Origin of the sequence: Cellulosimicrobium funkei, assembly GCF_001019615.1 — a bacterium.
GTDB classification, from domain to species: Bacteria; Actinomycetota; Actinomycetes; order Actinomycetales; family Cellulomonadaceae; genus Cellulosimicrobium; species Cellulosimicrobium cellulans_E.
In genome coordinates, this window is record NZ_JNBQ01000005.1 from 63,517 (window position 1) to 79,240 (window position 15,724).

19 protein-coding genes are annotated in these 15,724 nt (G+C 74.7%); 6 read left to right on the plus strand and 13 right to left on the minus strand.

The annotated features are described in order from the left end of the window. Nucleotides 1-27 precede the first annotated feature (27 nt). The 3 genes from FB00_RS07380 to FB00_RS07390 form a co-directional block, all read right to left on the minus strand. Entirely contained in the window at nucleotides 28-795 is a 768-nt protein-coding gene (locus FB00_RS07380; protein WP_047232263.1) for an anti-sigma factor, read from the minus strand. Beyond that, nucleotides 788-1,360: an ECF RNA polymerase sigma factor SigK gene (gene sigK, locus FB00_RS07385; protein ID WP_047232352.1), complete on the minus strand. Its 573-nt coding sequence runs from the start codon at nucleotides 1,358-1,360 to the stop codon at nucleotides 788-790. Before sigK ends, FB00_RS07380 begins: the two co-directional genes overlap by 8 nt. A 162-nt stretch (nucleotides 1,361-1,522) precedes the next feature. Beyond that, nucleotides 1,523-2,626 (minus strand): 3-deoxy-7-phosphoheptulonate synthase, encoded by a 1,104-nt coding sequence (locus tag FB00_RS07390; RefSeq protein ID WP_419865518.1) that lies wholly within the window; start codon nucleotides 2,624-2,626, stop codon nucleotides 1,523-1,525. A gap of 396 nt (nucleotides 2,627-3,022) precedes the next feature. On the opposite strand from FB00_RS07390, the gene FB00_RS07395 reads away from it, so the two are divergent. Beyond that, nucleotides 3,023-3,520, plus strand: a complete 498-nt coding sequence (locus tag FB00_RS07395) for an NUDIX hydrolase (protein WP_047232264.1) — start codon at nucleotides 3,023-3,025, stop codon at nucleotides 3,518-3,520. Here the strand turns inward: FB00_RS07395 and FB00_RS07400 are convergent. Continuing rightward, nucleotides 3,494-5,059: a SpoIIE family protein phosphatase gene (locus FB00_RS07400; protein WP_047232265.1), complete on the minus strand. Its 1,566-nt coding sequence runs from the start codon at nucleotides 5,057-5,059 to the stop codon at nucleotides 3,494-3,496. The two genes, FB00_RS07395 and FB00_RS07400, sit on opposite strands and share 27 nt — an antisense overlap. Further along, on the minus strand, nucleotides 5,059-5,859 hold the full coding sequence (locus tag FB00_RS07405; RefSeq protein WP_047232266.1) for an alpha/beta fold hydrolase: 801 nt from the start codon (nucleotides 5,857-5,859) through the stop codon (nucleotides 5,059-5,061). Before FB00_RS07405 ends, FB00_RS07400 begins: the two co-directional genes overlap by 1 nt. A 114-nt stretch (nucleotides 5,860-5,973) precedes the next feature. Between FB00_RS07405 and FB00_RS07410 the strand changes: the two genes are divergently transcribed. Beyond that, nucleotides 5,974-6,432: an RrF2 family transcriptional regulator gene (locus FB00_RS07410; protein ID WP_047232267.1), complete on the plus strand. Its 459-nt coding sequence runs from the start codon at nucleotides 5,974-5,976 to the stop codon at nucleotides 6,430-6,432. Nucleotides 6,433-6,614: 182 nt separating this feature from the next. Then, nucleotides 6,615-7,556: a sulfite exporter TauE/SafE family protein gene (locus FB00_RS07415; RefSeq protein ID WP_047232268.1), complete on the plus strand. Its 942-nt coding sequence runs from the start codon at nucleotides 6,615-6,617 to the stop codon at nucleotides 7,554-7,556. Nucleotides 7,557-7,592: 36 nt separating this feature from the next. On the opposite strand, the gene FB00_RS07420 is transcribed toward FB00_RS07415, so the two are convergent. Genes FB00_RS07420 through FB00_RS07430 form a run of 3 tightly spaced genes read right to left on the minus strand, consistent with a single transcriptional unit; the run spans nucleotide 7,593 to nucleotide 9,134 of the window. After that, on the minus strand, nucleotides 7,593-8,327 hold the full coding sequence (locus tag FB00_RS07420; RefSeq protein ID WP_047232269.1) for a glutamine amidotransferase: 735 nt from the start codon (nucleotides 8,325-8,327) through the stop codon (nucleotides 7,593-7,595). Nucleotides 8,328-8,332: 5 nt separating this feature from the next. Continuing rightward, a complete protein-coding gene (locus FB00_RS07425) occupies nucleotides 8,333-8,566 on the minus strand; it encodes a hypothetical protein (protein WP_156186332.1) in 234 nt (77 codons plus the stop codon). Continuing rightward, the gene (locus FB00_RS07430) at nucleotides 8,559-9,134 is read right to left on the minus strand and encodes a dihydrofolate reductase family protein (RefSeq protein ID WP_047232271.1); all 576 of its coding nucleotides are present in this window, start codon (nucleotides 9,132-9,134) and stop codon (nucleotides 8,559-8,561) included. Before FB00_RS07430 ends, FB00_RS07425 begins: the two co-directional genes overlap by 8 nt. Nucleotides 9,135-9,237: 103 nt before the next feature. Between FB00_RS07430 and FB00_RS07435 the strand changes: the two genes are divergently transcribed. Continuing rightward, a complete protein-coding gene (locus FB00_RS07435) occupies nucleotides 9,238-10,128 on the plus strand; it encodes a LysR family transcriptional regulator (protein ID WP_047232272.1) in 891 nt (296 codons plus the stop codon). 3 nt (nucleotides 10,129-10,131) lie between these two features. On the opposite strand, the gene FB00_RS07440 is transcribed toward FB00_RS07435, so the two are convergent. From FB00_RS07440 to FB00_RS07460, 5 genes are all read right to left on the minus strand, one after another. Continuing rightward, entirely contained in the window at nucleotides 10,132-10,938 is an 807-nt protein-coding gene (locus FB00_RS07440) for an ABC transporter permease (protein WP_052877527.1), read from the minus strand. Further along, nucleotides 10,935-11,990: an ABC transporter ATP-binding protein gene (locus tag FB00_RS07445; protein WP_082141117.1), complete on the minus strand. Its 1,056-nt coding sequence runs from the start codon at nucleotides 11,988-11,990 to the stop codon at nucleotides 10,935-10,937. The genes FB00_RS07440 and FB00_RS07445 overlap by 4 nt, the downstream gene beginning before the upstream one ends. Before the next feature lie 84 nt (nucleotides 11,991-12,074). Further along, nucleotides 12,075-12,866, minus strand: a complete 792-nt coding sequence (locus FB00_RS07450; protein WP_047232273.1) for a hypothetical protein — start codon at nucleotides 12,864-12,866, stop codon at nucleotides 12,075-12,077. After that, nucleotides 12,863-13,858 (minus strand): ATP-binding cassette domain-containing protein, encoded by a 996-nt coding sequence (locus FB00_RS07455; protein WP_082141097.1) that lies wholly within the window; start codon nucleotides 13,856-13,858, stop codon nucleotides 12,863-12,865. The genes FB00_RS07450 and FB00_RS07455 overlap by 4 nt, the downstream gene beginning before the upstream one ends. A 5-nt stretch (nucleotides 13,859-13,863) precedes the next feature. Beyond that, entirely contained in the window at nucleotides 13,864-14,277 is a 414-nt protein-coding gene (locus FB00_RS07460; RefSeq protein WP_047232274.1) for a GntR family transcriptional regulator, read from the minus strand. Nucleotides 14,278-14,476: 199 nt separating this feature from the next. On the opposite strand from FB00_RS07460, the gene FB00_RS07465 reads away from it, so the two are divergent. Both FB00_RS07465 and FB00_RS07470 read left to right on the plus strand, forming a co-directional pair. Beyond that, complete coding sequence (locus FB00_RS07465; protein WP_047232275.1) at nucleotides 14,477-15,154, plus strand: hypothetical protein; 678 nt, start codon at nucleotides 14,477-14,479, stop codon at nucleotides 15,152-15,154. 126 nt (nucleotides 15,155-15,280) lie between these two features. Further along, nucleotides 15,281-15,688, plus strand: a complete 408-nt coding sequence (locus tag FB00_RS07470; protein WP_047232276.1) for a VOC family protein — start codon at nucleotides 15,281-15,283, stop codon at nucleotides 15,686-15,688. Nucleotides 15,689-15,724: the final 36 nt, after the last annotated feature.

Genomic DNA, 15,724 nt, shown 5'->3' on the forward strand with positions numbered 1-15,724 from the left:
CGTCCCGACCCCTCCGGGTCGCGGCGCTCACCCGACGAGCGCGACCACCGGGTCCGCCGTGGGCTGCTCCGAGCCGCCCGCCGGCTCGACCGTCACGGCCATGCCGACGCCCGGCTCGCCCTGGACGAGCCGGGACGTGCTGCCGTCCTGGACGTCGAGGACGCCCGCCGAGACGACGGCACCATCGGCCTCGACCACCCAGAGCTGGTAGTCGCGGTCGTCGCCCGCGTCGGGAAGGTCGGACGCGCGGAAGTACATGTCGTCGCCGGCGGCGAGCACGGACGCCTGGCCGCCCCCCTCGACGTCGCCGTGCAGGATCGTCGCGTCGGGGTCGGCGAGCATGCGCTCGATCGCGTCCGCACGCGCCTCCAGGCGCGACTGCTCCTGCGTCGCACGGACCGCGACCGTCGTCGGGACGGCCACCGCGACCACCGCGGCCACCGCCGCCGCGAGCCCGGTCCAGCGCCGTCGGCGGGCGCGGCGCGCGGCCGCGAGGTCGACGACCACACCGTCGGTGCTCTCCCCGGCGGGCGGGACCGTGGCCGCGGACGCGGCCACCCGGGCCAGGACGGCGTCGCGCAGGGCGGGCGGCGGGGCGCTCTCGACCGCGAACGCCGCCACGACGTCGCGGTACTCGTCGAGCTCGCGCCGCGCGTCGGGGTCGGCCGCGAGCAGGCGCTCGACGGCGCGCCGCTCGACGTCGTCCACCGCGTCGAGCGCGTAGGCGGGGAGCAGGTCGCGGACGTCCGGACGGTCGTCCGCGCCGTCACCGCGGGGCGTGGTCGGGTCAGCCACGACCCACCCCCAGGCAGTCGCGGAGCCGCAGGAGCCCGTCCCGGATGCGGGACTTCACGGTCGGCAGCGCGGCGTCGAGCCGCTCCGCGACCTCCCGATAGGTGAGCCCGCCGTAGTACGCCTGCACGACCGCCTCCCGCTGCGTCGCCGTGAGCGAGTCCAGGCACCGCCGCACGGCCGCGCCCTCGAGACGTCGCTCGACGTCCTCCATCACCACGTCCCGCGGTGCCGCGGCCGTCGACGCGTCCACGTCGCGCTGGTCGCGGTCGCGGCGCGCCTGCTCGGCCCGCACGCGGTCCACCGCGCGCCGCCGCGCGAGCGTGGCGACCCACGTGCGCGCCGAGCCGCGGGTCGCGTCGTAGCGCGCCGCCGTCTGCCACACCTCCACCATCACCTCCTGCACGACCTCCGCCGCGTGGTCCGGGTCCCGCAGGACGCCCAGGCACGTGCCGTAGGCGACCGGCGCGAGCGCGTCGTAGACGGGCGCGAACGCCGCCGGGTCACCGCCGGCGCACGCTGACAGCGCAGCGTCGACCGCCGGGTTCGTCGTCACGGGAGGTGGCACCCGGTCAGTGTGCAGCACGGGCGCCTCCCCCACGCGCTGCGGCGCGTCGACCACGGCTCTCGGCACCCGACCTCCCGTCGCCAGCGCCGTCCCGGTCCGTCCGGGACACCCTGGGTTCGGCGCCGGCGCGCGGACGGATGGGTTCCCGTCCCGGGGCACCGGTCAGAGCGCGCGCCGGGTGCGGACCGCGGCGGCGAGCTCGCGCAGGAGGTCGGCCGTCGTGCCCCAGTCGATGCACGCGTCGGTGACCGACTGCCCGTACACGAGGCCGCTCGGCGCGGGCTTCTGCGCGCCCGCCACGAGGAAGCTCTCCATCATGAGGCCCGTGATCCCCTGCTCGCCCTCGGCGAGGCGCGCGGAGACCTCGCGCACGACCTCTGCCTGGCGCACGTGGCTCTTGCCCGAGTTGCCGTGCGAGGCGTCCACGACCAGCCCGTGCTCCGTGACCCCGCCCTGGCCCGAGGTGCGCGCGACCGCGAGCGCCGCCGCGACGTCGTCGGCCCCGTAGTTGGGGCCCGAGCGGCCACCGCGCAGGATGACGTGGCAGTCGGGGTTGCCCGCCGTCTCCACGGCGGCGGCCCGGCCGAGCGAGTCCATGCCGAAGAACGTGTGCTCGCTCGCCGCGGTGATGCAGCCGTCGACCGCGATCTGCACGTCGCCGTCGGTCGCGTTCTTGAACCCGACGGGCATGGACAGGCCCGAGGCGAGCTGGCGGTGCACCTGCGACTCGGCGTTGCGCGCGCCGATCGCGCCCCAGGACACCGCGTCGGCGATGTACTGGGGGCTCGTCGGCTCGAGGAACTCGCACGCGGCGGGGACGCCGGCGTCCAGCACGCCGAGCAGCACCTCGCGCGCGAGGCGCAGGCCGTGGTGCACGTCGTGCGAGCCGTCCAGGTGCGGGTCGTTGATGAGGCCCTTCCAGCCGACCGTGGTGCGCGGCTTCTCGAAGTACACGCGCATGACGATCATGAGGTCGTCCGCGAGCTCGTGCGCGACGGCGGCCAGGCGCCCCGCGTACTCGAGCGCGGCCTCGGGGTCGTGCACGGAGCAGGGGCCGACGATGACGAGGAGGCGGTCGTCGTCGCCCGCGAGGACGTCGCGGACCTCGCGGCGCGACGTCGTCACGAGGTCGCTGCGCGTGGCACCGAGCGGGAGGTCGGTGAGCATCGTGCGCGGGGCGGGGAGCGCGTCGAGCGCGCGGACCCGCAGGTCGCTCGTGCGGGCCTGGAGCTCGGGGCTGTCCACGGGGTCGACGGTACTCGTCACGCGGTCGGTCGACGCGGTGGACGTCGGGGTGGACGCCGTGGCTTCGGGCGGGGTGGTCGTGCTGGTCACGGGAGGCTCCTGGTCTGTGCGGCGGTGGTCGGGGCCGCCGTGAGATCGGAGTGCTCAGCGGTGCCCAGCGGCGCTTCACCGGCCTGCTGCCGCCCGTGGTCCCGGAGCGGCCCGTCTCACGACGAAGGGCCCGGACGCGGTCCGCGTCCAAGGCCCTGTGCTGGCTCCGGGTGGTGATCTGTGGTCAGGCGAACGCCCGCACGGCCCCACCGGGAGCCTGCGTAAAGCGCCAATACCACTGAGAAGTCACGAGGTGACCGTAGCACAGGGGCTCCGAGGGCCGGACGGCGCGTCTCACGTGCCGGTCGGGCGACCTAGGCTCGGGGCATGCCGATCCCCGAGTTCGTCGCCGCGCTCCGCTCCCGCATCGGGACCGACCTGCTGTGGATGCCGGGGGTGTCGGCCGTCGTGGTGGACGACGACGGCCGCCTGCTGCTCGGACAGCGCGCCGACACCGGGCAGTGGGCCGTGATCAGCGGGATCCTCGAGCCCGGCGAGGACCCCGCGGTCGGGCTCGCACGGGAGGTGCGCGAGGAGACGGGGGTCGACGTCGTCGTGGACACGCTGGTCGCGGTGACCGTCACCGAACCGGTCGAGTACCCCAACGGCGACCGGTCGCAGTACCTCGACCTCGCGTTCCTGTGCCGACCCGTGTCCCCCGCCGCCGCGGCGGCGGCGCACGTCGCGGACGACGAGTCGCTCGCGGTCGCGTGGTTCGCCCCGGACGACCTGCCCGACGACCTCGCGCGCTCCACCGTCGAGCGCCTCGGCCACGCGCTCGGCCGGCTCGCCGATCCCTCAGCCGGCCCCTTCTTCGTCCGCTGACGCCACGCGCTGCGTCTCCGTCGCGGACGCGCCCGACGCCGCCGGGCCGAGCCAGCGCACCGCGAGCAGGCACGCGTCGTCGTCCTCCGGCGCCCGCGCGACGACCGCCTCCAGCAGCTCCGCGCCGCGCAGCCCGGCCCCGAGCGCGTTCGTGACGAGCTCCGCGAGCTCGTCGAGCGCGAGCGCGAGCGGCCGGTCGCGGCGCTCGACGACGCCGTCGGTGAAGAGGAGAAGCAGGTCGCCCGGGGCGAGCGTGACGGTGTCGGCGACGCGCGGCGTCGTGCCCCGGACGCCCAACGGTGTGGACCGCGCCTCCCACAGGTAGCCCGCCGACCCGTCCCCGCGCACGAGCAGCGGCGGCAGGTGACCGGCGCACGTGTAGCGCATCACCCCCTCGAGCAGCTCGAGCTCCCCGTACACGAGGCTCGCCATGAAGCCGGTCCCCGTCCGGTCGACGAAGCGGTCGAGCCGCTCCACGACCTCCTCCGGCGGCAGGCCCGTGTCCGACGCCGCGCGGACCGCCGTCCGCAGCTGCCCCATCGCGGTCGCGGCCTTGAGCCCGCGCCCCACCACGTCCCCGACCGAGAGCGCGACGACGTCCGGGGCGACGCGGAACGTGTCGTACCAGTCGCCGCCGACCTGGAGGTCGTGGACCCCTGGGCGGTAGCACGCGGCGATCTCCACGTGCGGGTCGGCGACGATCCCGTCCGACAGCATCGCGCCCTGGAGCTCGCTCGCGACCGACACGCTCTGCTCGTGGGTCGTCGCCCGGGCCAGCGCGAGCGCCGCGAGCTGGCCGGCCGCGGCGGCCGTGCCGAGGTCGACCGGTTCCGAGCCCGCCGCCCGACGCGGCTCCAGCGCGAGGACGCCGAGCAGCGCCCCGGCCGTGCGCAGCGGGACGACGACGGTCCCGTCCGAGCGCACGCCCGCCTCGGCCAGCTCGTCGATCGTCGGGGCGGTCACCCCCGCCGCACCGCCCCAGCGTCGGAGCGGCCCGCCCTCCTGGGGCGTCCACAGGGCCGCGTCGCCCGCCCCGAGCATCGTCACCGCCGCCCGGAGCAGGACCCACGCGACGCCGTCGAGACCGGCGACGCTCGCGAGGTCCGCCGCGATGCCGTGCAGCAGCCGGACGCGGCGCTCCGCCTCCTCCGCCGCGCGCCGCGCCCCCACCAGCTCGTGCTCGAACCGGGACCGCTCGCGCGCCCCCAGCATCGCGACCTCGACGAGGCGCTCACCCCGGACCTCGCGCCCGATCGCCGTGAGCAGCACCGGCTCGCGCCCCCGCGGCGTGCGCAGCTCGACCGCGACCTCGTCGACCCGGCCCTCGATGTGCAGGCGCGGACCCAGGTGCGTCTCCCAGTAGATGCGGCCACCCACCGTGAGCAGGTCCGCGAGCCGCCGCCCGGCGACCGCCTCCACGTCCGGCACGTCCAGCAGCCGCAGGAACTCGTCGTTCGCGTCGAGCACCCGCCCCTCCGCGTCGAGGAGCAGGAGCGCGACGGGCGCGAGCACCCAGCGCTCGCCGCGCGACATCACCATCAGGGGCCCCCGAGCCAGTCCCGCATCGCCGCGACGAGGAGCGCCGGGTGCGAGAGGTTGGGACAGTGCCCGACCGAGTCGATCACGACGAGCTCGCTCCCCGGCAGGTGCTCGTGCACGTACCGACCTACCGCCTGCGGCGCGATGGCGTCCTCGCGGCTCTGCACGACGAGGCTGGGGGTCCGCACGCGCGCCAGGTCCGCCCGGTTGTCGCCGAGGAACGTCACGCGCGCGAACTGCCGGGCGATCGCCGGGTCGTTCCGCCGGAAGACCTCCGCGAGCTCGTCCCCCAGCGCCGGCCGGTCGGGGTTCCCGACGATCACCGGCGCCATCGCCTGCGTCCAGCCCAGGTAGTTCGCGTCCATCGTCTCGAGGAGCTCGTCGATCTCCTCCGCGGAGAACCCGCCGCGGTACCCCTCGTCGTCGATGTACCGGGGGCTCGGCCCGACGAGCACCAGGCGGTCGACGAGGTCCGGCCGGTCCGCCGCGGCGAGGAGCGCGATCACCGCGCTCACCGAGTGGCCGACGAGGATCACGGGCTCGTCCGCGACGTCCTCCACGATCTCGACCAGGTCCGCGACGTACCCCGCGAGCTCCCCGTGCCGCGCGGGGTCCCACGACGCCGGGTGGGACGCGCCGCACCCCGAGTGGTCGAAGAGCACGACCCGGTGGTCCGCCGCGAAGACGGGCGCGACGAAGCGCCACATCGACTGGTCGCAACCGAAGCCGTGCACGAGCACCATCGTCGGTGCGCCCGACGGCCCCGCGACACGCACGTTGTTGCGTTCGCGCACGTCCACGGGTCACAGCGTAGAGGGGAACCCGAACGGGAGAGCAGGGCCCGCGCGGGTGAGATCGCTCCGGCCCGGGCCCGGCACGGCGGTCGGCCACCCCGCGCACGGCACAATGTCCTCATGCGTGTCTCGGCGAAGGCTGACTATGCCGTGCGGGCGTGCGCCGAGCTCGCGGCGTCACCCCACGGCGACCCCGTGCGGGCGGAGGACCTCGCGGCGGGCCAGGGCCTGCCCGTGAGCTTCCTCGAGCGCATCCTCGGCGACCTGCGGCGGGCCGGCATCGTCGCGAGCGTCCGCGGTCGCTCCGGCGGCCACCGCCTGGCCCGCCCCGCGTCCGAGGTGACCCTGGCCGACGTCTTCCGCGCCGTCGACGGACCGCTCGTCACCGTGCGCGACGAGCGCCCTCCGAGCCTCGAGTACGAGGGCTCCGCGGCCGCGCTCCTGGAGGTCTGGGTCGCGCTCCGCGCGAGCGTCCGCGACGTGCTCGACCGCGTCACGATCGACGACGTCGTCCGTCGCGACCTCCCCGACGACGTCCATGCCCTCGCCGCCCGCGCCGACGCCTGGGAGAACCCCTGACCCGCTGAGCCCGCGGTCGGGCGGTGCGGTTCGACGTGCCGCCTCGGCCGGGACGGCCGTGCGACCGACGAGCCCGTTAACACTGGCCCACGATGTGGGCGGCGCTTCACATACTGGACTCGTTCGGTCAACCTTGTCAGGACACGTCGGGGCCGCCCCGGCCACCCGAGCAAGGAGACGCGGTGCGGACCCTCATCCTGCTGGCCCTCGTCGGGCTCGGTGCGCAGCTCGTCGACGGCAGCCTCGGCATGGCGTACGGCGTGACGTCGACGACGCTCCTGCTCGCGATCGGGACGAACCCCGCGGCGGCGTCGGCGACGATCCACCTGGCGGAGATCGGGACGACGTTGGCGTCGGGGGCGGCGCACTGGCGGTTCGGGAACGTGGACTGGAAGGTCGTCGTGCGGATCGGCGTCCCCGGCGCGATCGGCGCGTTCGCGGGCGCGACGTTCCTGTCGAACCTGTCGACCGAGGTCGCCGCCCCGGTGATGTCGCTGCTGCTCCTGGGGCTCGGCGTGTACGTGCTGTCCCGCTTCACGTTCGTCGGGCTGCCGAAGGGGCGCCAGGGTCTGCCGCTGCGCAAGCGGTTCCTCGCTCCGCTCGGCCTCGTCGCGGGCTTCGTCGACGCCACGGGCGGCGGCGGCTGGGGCCCCGTGGGGACGCCGGCGCTGCTCGCGTCGGGGCGGATCGAGCCGCGCAAGGTCATCGGCTCGATCGACACGAGCGAGTTCCTCGTCGCGATCGCCGCGTCGCTCGGGTTCCTCGTCTCGCTGGGCTCGCAGGGCATCGACCTGCTGTGGGTGGGCGCGCTGCTGCTCGGCGGTATGGTCGCGGCGCCGATCGCGGCGTGGCTCGTGCGGCTCCTGCCGCCGCGGATCCTCGGCTCGGCGGTCGGTGGCGTCATCGTCCTCACCAACGTCCGCACCCTGCTGCGTTCCGACTGGGTCGACGCGAGCGGCGCCGTCCAGGGTGTCGTGCTCGGGCTGGTCGCCGTCGTGTGGGCCGCGGCCGTCGCGTGGTCCGTCCGGGCGCACCGCCGGGCCGTCGCGCTCGAGGCCGGGACGACGGCTGCAGGGACGCCGGCCGACTCTCCCGCGCCGCAGCCGGAGCCCGTCGCCCGCTGACCCGACCCACGCCGAGCAGCGACGACCGCCTGCTCGTCAGTCGCGCGCGTAGCGGCGGACGAACGCCGCGAGGATGCGGTGCGGCTCCCGGACGTCGCCGCGGCGGACCGTCGCCTCGACGTCGCCCGCGGTCTCGGGCGCGAAGTACCCGTAGTCGCGGTAGACGCCGATGCGCGTGAGGATCCCCTCCAGGTCCAGCTCCGGGTGGAACTGCGTCGCGTAGAGGTTCTCCTTGACCCGGAACATCTGGACCGGGCACGCGTCCGACGTCGCGAGCAGCACCGCGTGCGCCGGCAGCTCCCGCACGGCCTCCTTGTGGCCGACGTACGCCTCGAACGCGTCGGGGAGGTCGGCGAGCAGCGGGTCGGCCCGGCCCTCGGCGGTGAGCCGGATCGTCACGGGCGAGATGGGCTCGGCGTAGGTGTCGTCGAGGACCGCCCCCTCGTGCAGCCCGAGCGTCCCGACGCCGTAGCACGCGCCGAGGAACGGGACGTCGCGCTCGACGATCTCGTCGAGGAGCGGAGCGAGCTCCTGCTCGACGCGCCGCTGCACCGGGGACTTGTCCGCCTCGGGCAGCGACGAGTCGAACGGGCTGCCGCCGACGATCACCCCGGAGTACGCGTCGAGGTCGATCGCCGGCAGCGGCCCCGCCTCCATCCGGACGCGGTGCAGCGCGTCCGTGCCCAGCCCGGAGTACCGGAGCACGGCGGCGTGCTCGCCGTCCGCGGCGGGGTCCTCCGCCCGCGACGCGAGCAGCAGGAACGGCCTCATGCGCGTCAGGCTAGGTGCGTGGGCGCGCCCACGCCCGCGGTGGGCGCAGGTCCGCGCCGGGGCCGCGCGCCCAGGTCGTCGAGCCCGCCGACCGGGGCGGCGGCGACCTCGCCCGCTCGGTGCCGACGGCGCGCGCGCCGGCGGCAGTGCGGCCGCAGGAGCCGGACGGTCACGACCGCGCGCGCCGTGAGGATCGACGCGCGGCGTCGGAGCACACCTGCGGGGACGCGCTCAGGCACGGTCGTAGGTGAGGACGGCGTTGCCGCCGTCGAACGTGGCGACGTCGGTGAGGTCGTAGGTCCTGGGCCGGAACGCGGCCGCGCCGAACGCGTTCCGCCCGGCGCCCGCGACCACGGGGTAGAGCTTGACGACGAGGCGGTCGATCTCGTCGAGGAGCGCGCCCGCGAGGACGCCGCCGCCCGCGAGGTAGATGTCGAGCGAGGAGTCCTCGGCCTTGAGCGCGCGCACGAGCGCGACCGGGTCGTCCCGCACGATCGTCACCGCCGGGTCGAGCTCGGGCTGCGACGACGAGACGACGTACTGGCGCAGGTGCGCGTACGGGCTCGTGATCCCGAGGTCGAGCGCGGGCTCGTACGTCCGCCGACCCATGACGATCGTGTCGAACGTCCGGTTGGGCTGCTCGTCGACCCCGAGCTGGCGGCGTCCGTGCGTGGGCAGGACGTCGGGGAACGCGTCGATCATGCGCGCGCTGTAGGCGTCGGAGGACGGGTAGAAGTCGACCTCGTCGTCGGGACCGGACAGGAAGCCGTCGATGGACAGGGCCACGAAGTAGGTGAGTCGTCTCATGGCTCCAGCCTCGGATTCCGCCGATACGTGATCAATGACGCATGCTGGGGCGATCGTTCACCCGGTGTGAACGGTGCGCGGAGACGGAGGCAGAGGTGGCTGCGTGGACCTGAGGGACATCGAGATCTTCCTGACGCTCGCGGACGAGCTGCACTTCGGCCGGACCGCGGAGCGGCTCCACGTCTCCCCCGCGCGCGTCAGCCAGGCGATCAGCCGGCAGGAGCGCCGTATGGGGACCACCCTCTTCGAGCGGACGAGCCGCCGCGTCGAGCTCACGCCGGTGGGCGCCCGCCTGCGTGACGACCTGCGCCAGGGGTACGAGCTCATCCAGTCGGGCATCGCCGCGGCCAGCCGTACCGGTGAGCGCCCCGCCGGGCTCCTGCGCGTCGCCGCGATGGGCATCGTCGGCCACGAGCTCCAGCCCGTGGTCGACGAGTTCACCGCCCGGCACCCGGGGTGCTCGGTCGAGCGCCGTGAGTTCCACTTCTCGGACCCGTTCGGGTCGCTGCGCGAGGGCGTGGCCGACCTGCAGGTGACGTGGACGCCCGTGCGCGAGCCCGACGTCGTCGTGGGGCCGCGCGTGCTCACGGAAGGCCGTGTCCTCGCGGTCGCGGCGGCTCACCCGCTCGCGGGCGAGGACGGCGTCTCGGTCGAGGCCCTCGGGGACCACATCGTGCTCGACCTCGGCGCCGGCGTCCCCTCGTACTGGGAGGAGGCGATGGTGCCCCGCCGCACGCCCGCCGGGCGCCCCGTGCTGCGGGGGCCCGTCGCGCGCACGTTCCACGAGGTGCTCACCGTCGTCGCCTCGGGCGAGGCGGTCACCCCGCTCAACGCGCACGTCCGGCGGTACTACACGCACCCAGGCGTCGTCTACGTGCCGATCGTCGACGTCCCCGACACCGAGTGGGTGCTCGTCTGGTCGCGCGACCGGGAGACGGCCGAGGTCCGTGCCTTCGCCCAGATCGCCCGCGAGCTGGGCTCGCGGGCGATCTGAGGCTCAGCTCCAGCGGAAGAGCTTCACCGCGAGCGGGAGGAGCACGGCGGTCCACGCGACCATCACGACGAGCTGGAGCGTGGGGACCTCCGTCTCGAACCAGCCCGCCGACATCGCCTGGGCGGCGGCCCCGAGCGGGGAGAACTGCCCGATGTCCCGCACGACGTCGGGCATGATCGGGCCCGGGGTCCACATGCCCGAGAGGAAGAGCATCGGGAAGTAGACGAGGTTCCCGATCGCCGACGCGGTGCTCCCCTTGGCCGCGACCGCCGCGACGACCATGCCGAGCGAGAGCATGGACAGGACGGTGAGCACGAAGGCCAGCACGACCGTCGGCGGGCTGACCGGCGCGGCGAGGCCGAACACGACCTGACCCACGACGAGCGCGAGCACCGCGGACACGGCGATCGCGCCGAGGTTGATGAGCAGGTGGGCGACGACGACGCCCTGCGGGCGCATCGGCGTCGTCGACAGCCGGCGGAGCAGCCCCTTCTCGCGGGCGGTCGCGAAGGTCACGGGCATCGTCGTCAGCGCGGGCGTCGCGACCGCGGCGGCGAGGACGATCGGCACGTAGGTCGCGATCGCCGTCAGCCCGTCCCAGGGCGCGCCCGCCCCCGTGATCGGCTCCCGCATGCCCGGGATCGCGAACCCGACGCCGACGAGGAGGACCGTCGGGAACACGAGCGCGAAGAACACGGCCGTGCCGTCGCGCAGGAACAGGCGGGCCTCGGTCCGCAGGAGCGTCCCGAAGCCTCGCCACCCCGCACGGGCGGTCGGGACGCGGGGCAGGGTCGTGGTCGCGGCGGTCATCGTGCGTCTCCCTCGTGCGGGGCCGCGGAGTCCGCGGCGTGGTCGTAGGTCCGGCCGGTCACGGCGACGAACACGTCCTCGAGCGTCCGCGAGACGGTCCGGACGTCGTCGGGCACCACCTCCTGCTCGGCGAGCGCGAGCACGACGGCGAGCAGCACCCGGCGCGTCCCGGTCACCTCGATCTCGCGCCCGTCCACCTCGACGTGCTCGACGTCGGCGAGACCGGCGAGCGTGTGCAGCGTCAGGTCGTGGTCGGCCGGGGGCACGCGCAGGCGCACCGTGCGCGACGTGTCGACCGAGTCGATGAGCTCCGCGGGCGTGCCCTGCGCGACGACGCGGCCGCCGTCGATGATGACGAGCCGGTCGCACAGGCGCTCCGCCTCCTCCATGAAGTGCGTGACGAGCAGGATCGTCACGCCCCGGTCCCGCACGCGCTCGACGAGCTCCCAGGTCGCCCGGCGGGCAGCCGGGTCGAGGCCGGTGGTCAGCTCGTCGAGGATCGCGACGCGCGGGTCGCCGACGAGCGCGAGGGCGATCGACAGGCGCTGCTTCTGCCCGCCCGAGAGCTTGCCGAACGCGACGCGCCGGTGCTCGGCGAGGTCGAGGAGGTCGAGCAGCTCCTCGACGTCCGACGGCGCCTCGTAGAACGACGCGAAGAGCCGCAACGCCTCCTCGACCGTGATCTTCTCGTGGAGCGCGGCCTCCTGGAGCTGGACGCCGACGGCGTCGCGCACCGCGGCCGGGTCGGTCTGCGGGTCGACCCCGAGGACGCGGATCGCACCGCCGTCGGCCTCGCGCAGGCCGGCGAGGCACTCGACCGTCGTCGTCTTGCCGGCACCGTTCGGGCCGAGGATGCCGAAGATCTCGCCCGGCGCGACGGAGAGGCTCACGTCCTCGACGGCGACCTTGCGGGCGTCGGAGCCACGGGGCCCCGGGTAGGTCTTGCGCAGGTTCCGGACCTCGACGACCGGTGACGTGCCGGCCGACGAGGCGCCGGTCGGGGCGGGCGGCGCGACGGTCGCGGCGCCGGTGGGCGGTGGAGCGGTGCTCATGGTGGCCTCCTGGAGGGTGTGCGCCACCCACGGACGGCGCGGCGCGCCGCCCGGGAGGGCTTCGGTTGGGGTGCTGCGGGCCGGTCAGGCGCTCGCGCTGGCGGCGAACTCGACCGGTTGGATCGCGACGCCCCGCAGGACGACGCGCAGGAGCAGGGCGGCGAGCACGACCCCGAGCGCCCCGCCGAGGACGGCGAGCGCGACGGGGGTGCCGTCGAGACCGACGACGCGCGCGAGCGCGTGGCCGAAGAACCCGGACCGCAGGAAGATCTCGCTGACCACCACGGGGACGAGCGACGCGAGCACGAGGAGCACGCCGCGCAGGAACCCGAACCCGTAGAAGCCGGCAGCGATGACCATGCCGGCGAGGTAGTAGACGACGCAGAAGAGCCCCTCGACGAGCATCGCCAGGCCCACCTGCGAGCCGTCGACGTAGAGCTGCGCGAGCTCCGGCTCCGTCGACCACCCGGAGCGCCGGAACAGCGCCCACTCGCCCCACTTCACGAGCGCCGTCGCGACGCCGAACGTCATGCCCGACACGGCCGCACCGATCCACAGCCCGTGCGTGTACGAGCGGCGCGTGCCGCCCGACGCCACGTGCACGGCGATCGTCATGAGGGGCAGGATGATCCCCATCACGAAGAGGAAGAACTTCGCCGAGCCGGCGACTCCTCCGACCGCCTCGATGCTCACGTCGTCGTTGCGCTCCATGATCCAGAGGATGAGCGCTCCGACGGCGAGCGCGATGGCCCAGAACCAGACCCCGACGTACCAGGTGCCGCCGATGAAGTACCAGGCGACGGCGTTGACGCCGCGCCGGTGGGCGGCGGACTCGAGGGCACGTCGCTCGGTGCTGCGCTGGGTCGTGGCGGTCATCGCGTCGTCTCCGTCCCGGCCTCGGAACCCGGGCGCCCGTTGCGCGTCAGGTGGACGAACAGGTCCTGCACGGGCACCGCGCCGACCTCGAGCCCGGCCTCCACGGCGGTGGCGCGCTCGTCGTCGGTGAACGTGCCGAAGAGCGTCACCTGCGCCGTGCCGCCGAGCCGTTGCCGGGCGAGCACCTCGCGACCGGCCGCGTGCCGCTCGACCACCTCGGCCGGGCCGGTGAGGCTCACGCCCCGGGCCCGGACGTCGTCGGCGTTCTCGGCGAGCAGGACACGACCGCGGTCGATGATGACGACGTCCTCGAACACGCGCTCCACCTCGGTGATGAGGTGGCTCGACAGCAGGATCGTGCGCGGGTGCTCGGCGTAGTCCGCCACGAGCGCGTCGTAGAACGCGTAGCGGCTCGGGGCGTCCATGCCGAGGTAGACCTCGTCGAAGATCGTCAGGGGCGCGCGCGACGCGAGGCCGACGACCGCGCCGAGCGCGGACCGCTTGCCGCGCGACATCTCGGTCGGCTTCTTGCGGACGTCCACCTCGAGCTCGTCGAGCAGGCGGGCGGCGAGGTCGGCGTCCCAGTGCGGGCGCAGGTCCGCGTAGTACTCGAGCGTGTCCCGGGCCTTGTCGGTCTCCCACACGTCGCCGCTCTCGCGGACGAGCTGCGTGTGCATGGTCGCCCACACGTTCTCGAACGGGTCCTCCAGCTCGCCCGCGGGACCGACGCGCACCGTCCCGGCGGTGGGCCGGCGGAACGCCGCGAGCAGGGCGGCGAGCGTCGTCTTCCCGGCGCCGTTCCGCCCGAGGAGGCCGGTGATGACGCCGGGGCGGACGGTGAGCGTCGCGCCGTCCAGCGCGGGGACGTCGTCGCTGCGCGGGTAGCGCACGACGACGTCGCGCACCTCGGCGGCGAAGGGTTCCGGGGCCGTGGTCGCGGTTGGGGTGGACGGCTTCTGGTCGGGGGTGCGGCGGGTGGGCCGGGCGGTCACGGGTCTCACCTCTGGGCGGGGTCGGTGGTCGGGCCGGTACGAGGGTCGCCGGACGAGCCGGCGGGTCGCGGCCGGCCGAGGACGTAGTCCACGATCTCGGCCGTCGGGATGTCGAGGAGGTCGGCCTGCGCGAGCGCGGGCGCGAGGACCTCGTCGAAGAACCGGGCACGGTGGTCGGCGAGGAGCTGCTGGCGCGCTCCCGGGGCGACGAACATGCCGAGCCCGCGGCGCTTGTAGAGGACGCCCTCGTCGACCAGGCCGGCGAACGCCTTGGCGGCCGTCGCCGGGTTGATGCGGAACGTCGTCGCGAACTGCGTCGTCGACATGACCTGCTCCTCCTCCGCGAGCTCGCCCGCGAGCACCTGTGCCCGGATCATCTGCGCGATCTGGAGGTAAATGGGTTCCGGTCCGTCGAACATGGGCCCCATCCTCTCCCGCCTCGCGTGTTCTGTGGTTCATTACTCCACTAATGAACCACAGATGCGGACGATGCCGCAACCTCTTCGCAAGGTAGAGCCCTGGTACGTCGAGGGAGAGCCCTGGTCTCGCGAGGTAGAGGCCTGGTCATGCGAGGAGGCACCCTGGGAGTGACCACGGCTCTACCTCGCGGGAGGCGGTGTGGACGCAGCATGCGAGCTTGCGGGCGGGACGCCCTGGGCCGAGCCGCTGAGCACAGGGACGAGCCTCGCGTTCGTCGTCGCGGGCGCGGCGATCGTGGTGGCGGCGCTCCGGGCTCGCCGGGGGACGCCGTCGGGACCACCCCAGCCCGACGGCGCTGCGGCCGGGAGCTTGCGCGTCGCCTTCGGGATCCTGGTCGCCCTGGTCGGCGCGGGCTCGATGGTCCAGCACGGACCGTCACCGTCGTGGAACCCGGTCGTGCACGACCCGCCGCTGCTCGGCGCGCTCGCGCTCGTCGCCGCGGACGCGGTCGCGGACCTGACCGGGCGCCGGCTGCGGACGTGGTGGTGGCTCGCCCCGACGCTGCTGGGCGTGCCGCTCGCCGCGGCGTCGCCCACCGCCTCGACCGCCGCGCAGGTGGTCGCCGCCACCGTCGCCGTGGGCGCGAGCGCCCTGCGCGCGTGGCGTCGCCCCGCGGTCCGACGGCACACGGTCGCCGCGCTCGCCCTCCTCGCCGTGGGCGGCGGGGTCGGGACGCTGTCGCGTCCCGGGTGGCCGCTGTGCGACGCTGGCGGGCCGCTCGGCGTCACGCTCCAGGGGCACGCCGTCTGGCACGTGCTCGCCGCGGCCGCGCTGTGGCTGCTCGCCCCGACGCTCGGGACCCGCACGACGTCCTGACCGCGGACCGTTCACCCGCTCCCTGCGGTACCCACGGCGGCCTGCTGGTGGGACCCTGGGAGGATCCGGCGTCCGCGGCGGGTCACGCCCTCCGGCCGCCGGCGGTCACGAAGGAGTGAGACGACGATGGTCACCATTCGGCGCGGGTTCTCCAGCTTCTCGGCGGACGACCTCGACGCGGCGCGCGATTTCTACGGGAGCACCCTCGGGCTCCCCGTCACGGCACTCGATGACGGGGGCGGTCTGGTGCTCCACCTGGGCGGCGGCTCGGACGTGTTCGTCTACCCGAAGGAGGACCATCGGCCGGCCGCCTTCACGGTCATGCACCTCACCGTCGACGACGTGGACCAGGTCGTCGACGAGCTCACCGCGAAGGGCGTGACGTTCGAGCGCTACGAGGGGTTCGACCAGGACGAGAAGGGCATCGTGCGCGGATTCATGGAGGGCGGCGACGGCGCCTGGTTCACCGACCCGGCCGGCAACATCGTCGGCCTCGCCGACGGCGAGAACATGGCTCGCATGGTCGAGGGCTGAGCCCCGGACCTTCTCCCGCGAGGTAGAGCCCTGGTC

What these genes read in the sequence shown, in the direction of transcription:
- FB00_RS07395 (WP_047232264.1), top strand. Translation starts at nt 3,023, where the DNA reads ATGCCGATCCCCGAGTTCGTCGCCGCGCTCCGCTCCCGCATCGGGACC.
- FB00_RS07400 (WP_047232265.1), bottom strand. Translation starts at nt 5,059, where the DNA reads ATGGTGATGTCGCGCGGCGAGCGCTGGGTGCTCGCGCCCGTCGCGCTC.
- FB00_RS07410 (WP_047232267.1), top strand. Translation starts at nt 5,974, where the DNA reads ATGCGTGTCTCGGCGAAGGCTGACTATGCCGTGCGGGCGTGCGCCGAG.
- FB00_RS07420 (WP_047232269.1), bottom strand. Translation starts at nt 8,327, where the DNA reads ATGAGGCCGTTCCTGCTGCTCGCGTCGCGGGCGGAGGACCCCGCCGCG.
- FB00_RS07430 (WP_047232271.1), bottom strand. Translation starts at nt 9,134, where the DNA reads ATGAGACGACTCACCTACTTCGTGGCCCTGTCCATCGACGGCTTCCTG.
- FB00_RS07440 (WP_052877527.1), bottom strand. Translation starts at nt 10,938, where the DNA reads ATGACCGCCGCGACCACGACCCTGCCCCGCGTCCCGACCGCCCGTGCG.
- FB00_RS07445 (WP_082141117.1), bottom strand. Translation starts at nt 11,990, where the DNA reads ATGAGCACCGCTCCACCGCCCACCGGCGCCGCGACCGTCGCGCCGCCC.
- FB00_RS07450 (WP_047232273.1), bottom strand. Translation starts at nt 12,866, where the DNA reads ATGACCGCCACGACCCAGCGCAGCACCGAGCGACGTGCCCTCGAGTCC.
- FB00_RS07460 (WP_047232274.1), bottom strand. Translation starts at nt 14,277, where the DNA reads ATGTTCGACGGACCGGAACCCATTTACCTCCAGATCGCGCAGATGATC.
- FB00_RS07470 (WP_047232276.1), top strand. Translation starts at nt 15,281, where the DNA reads ATGGTCACCATTCGGCGCGGGTTCTCCAGCTTCTCGGCGGACGACCTC.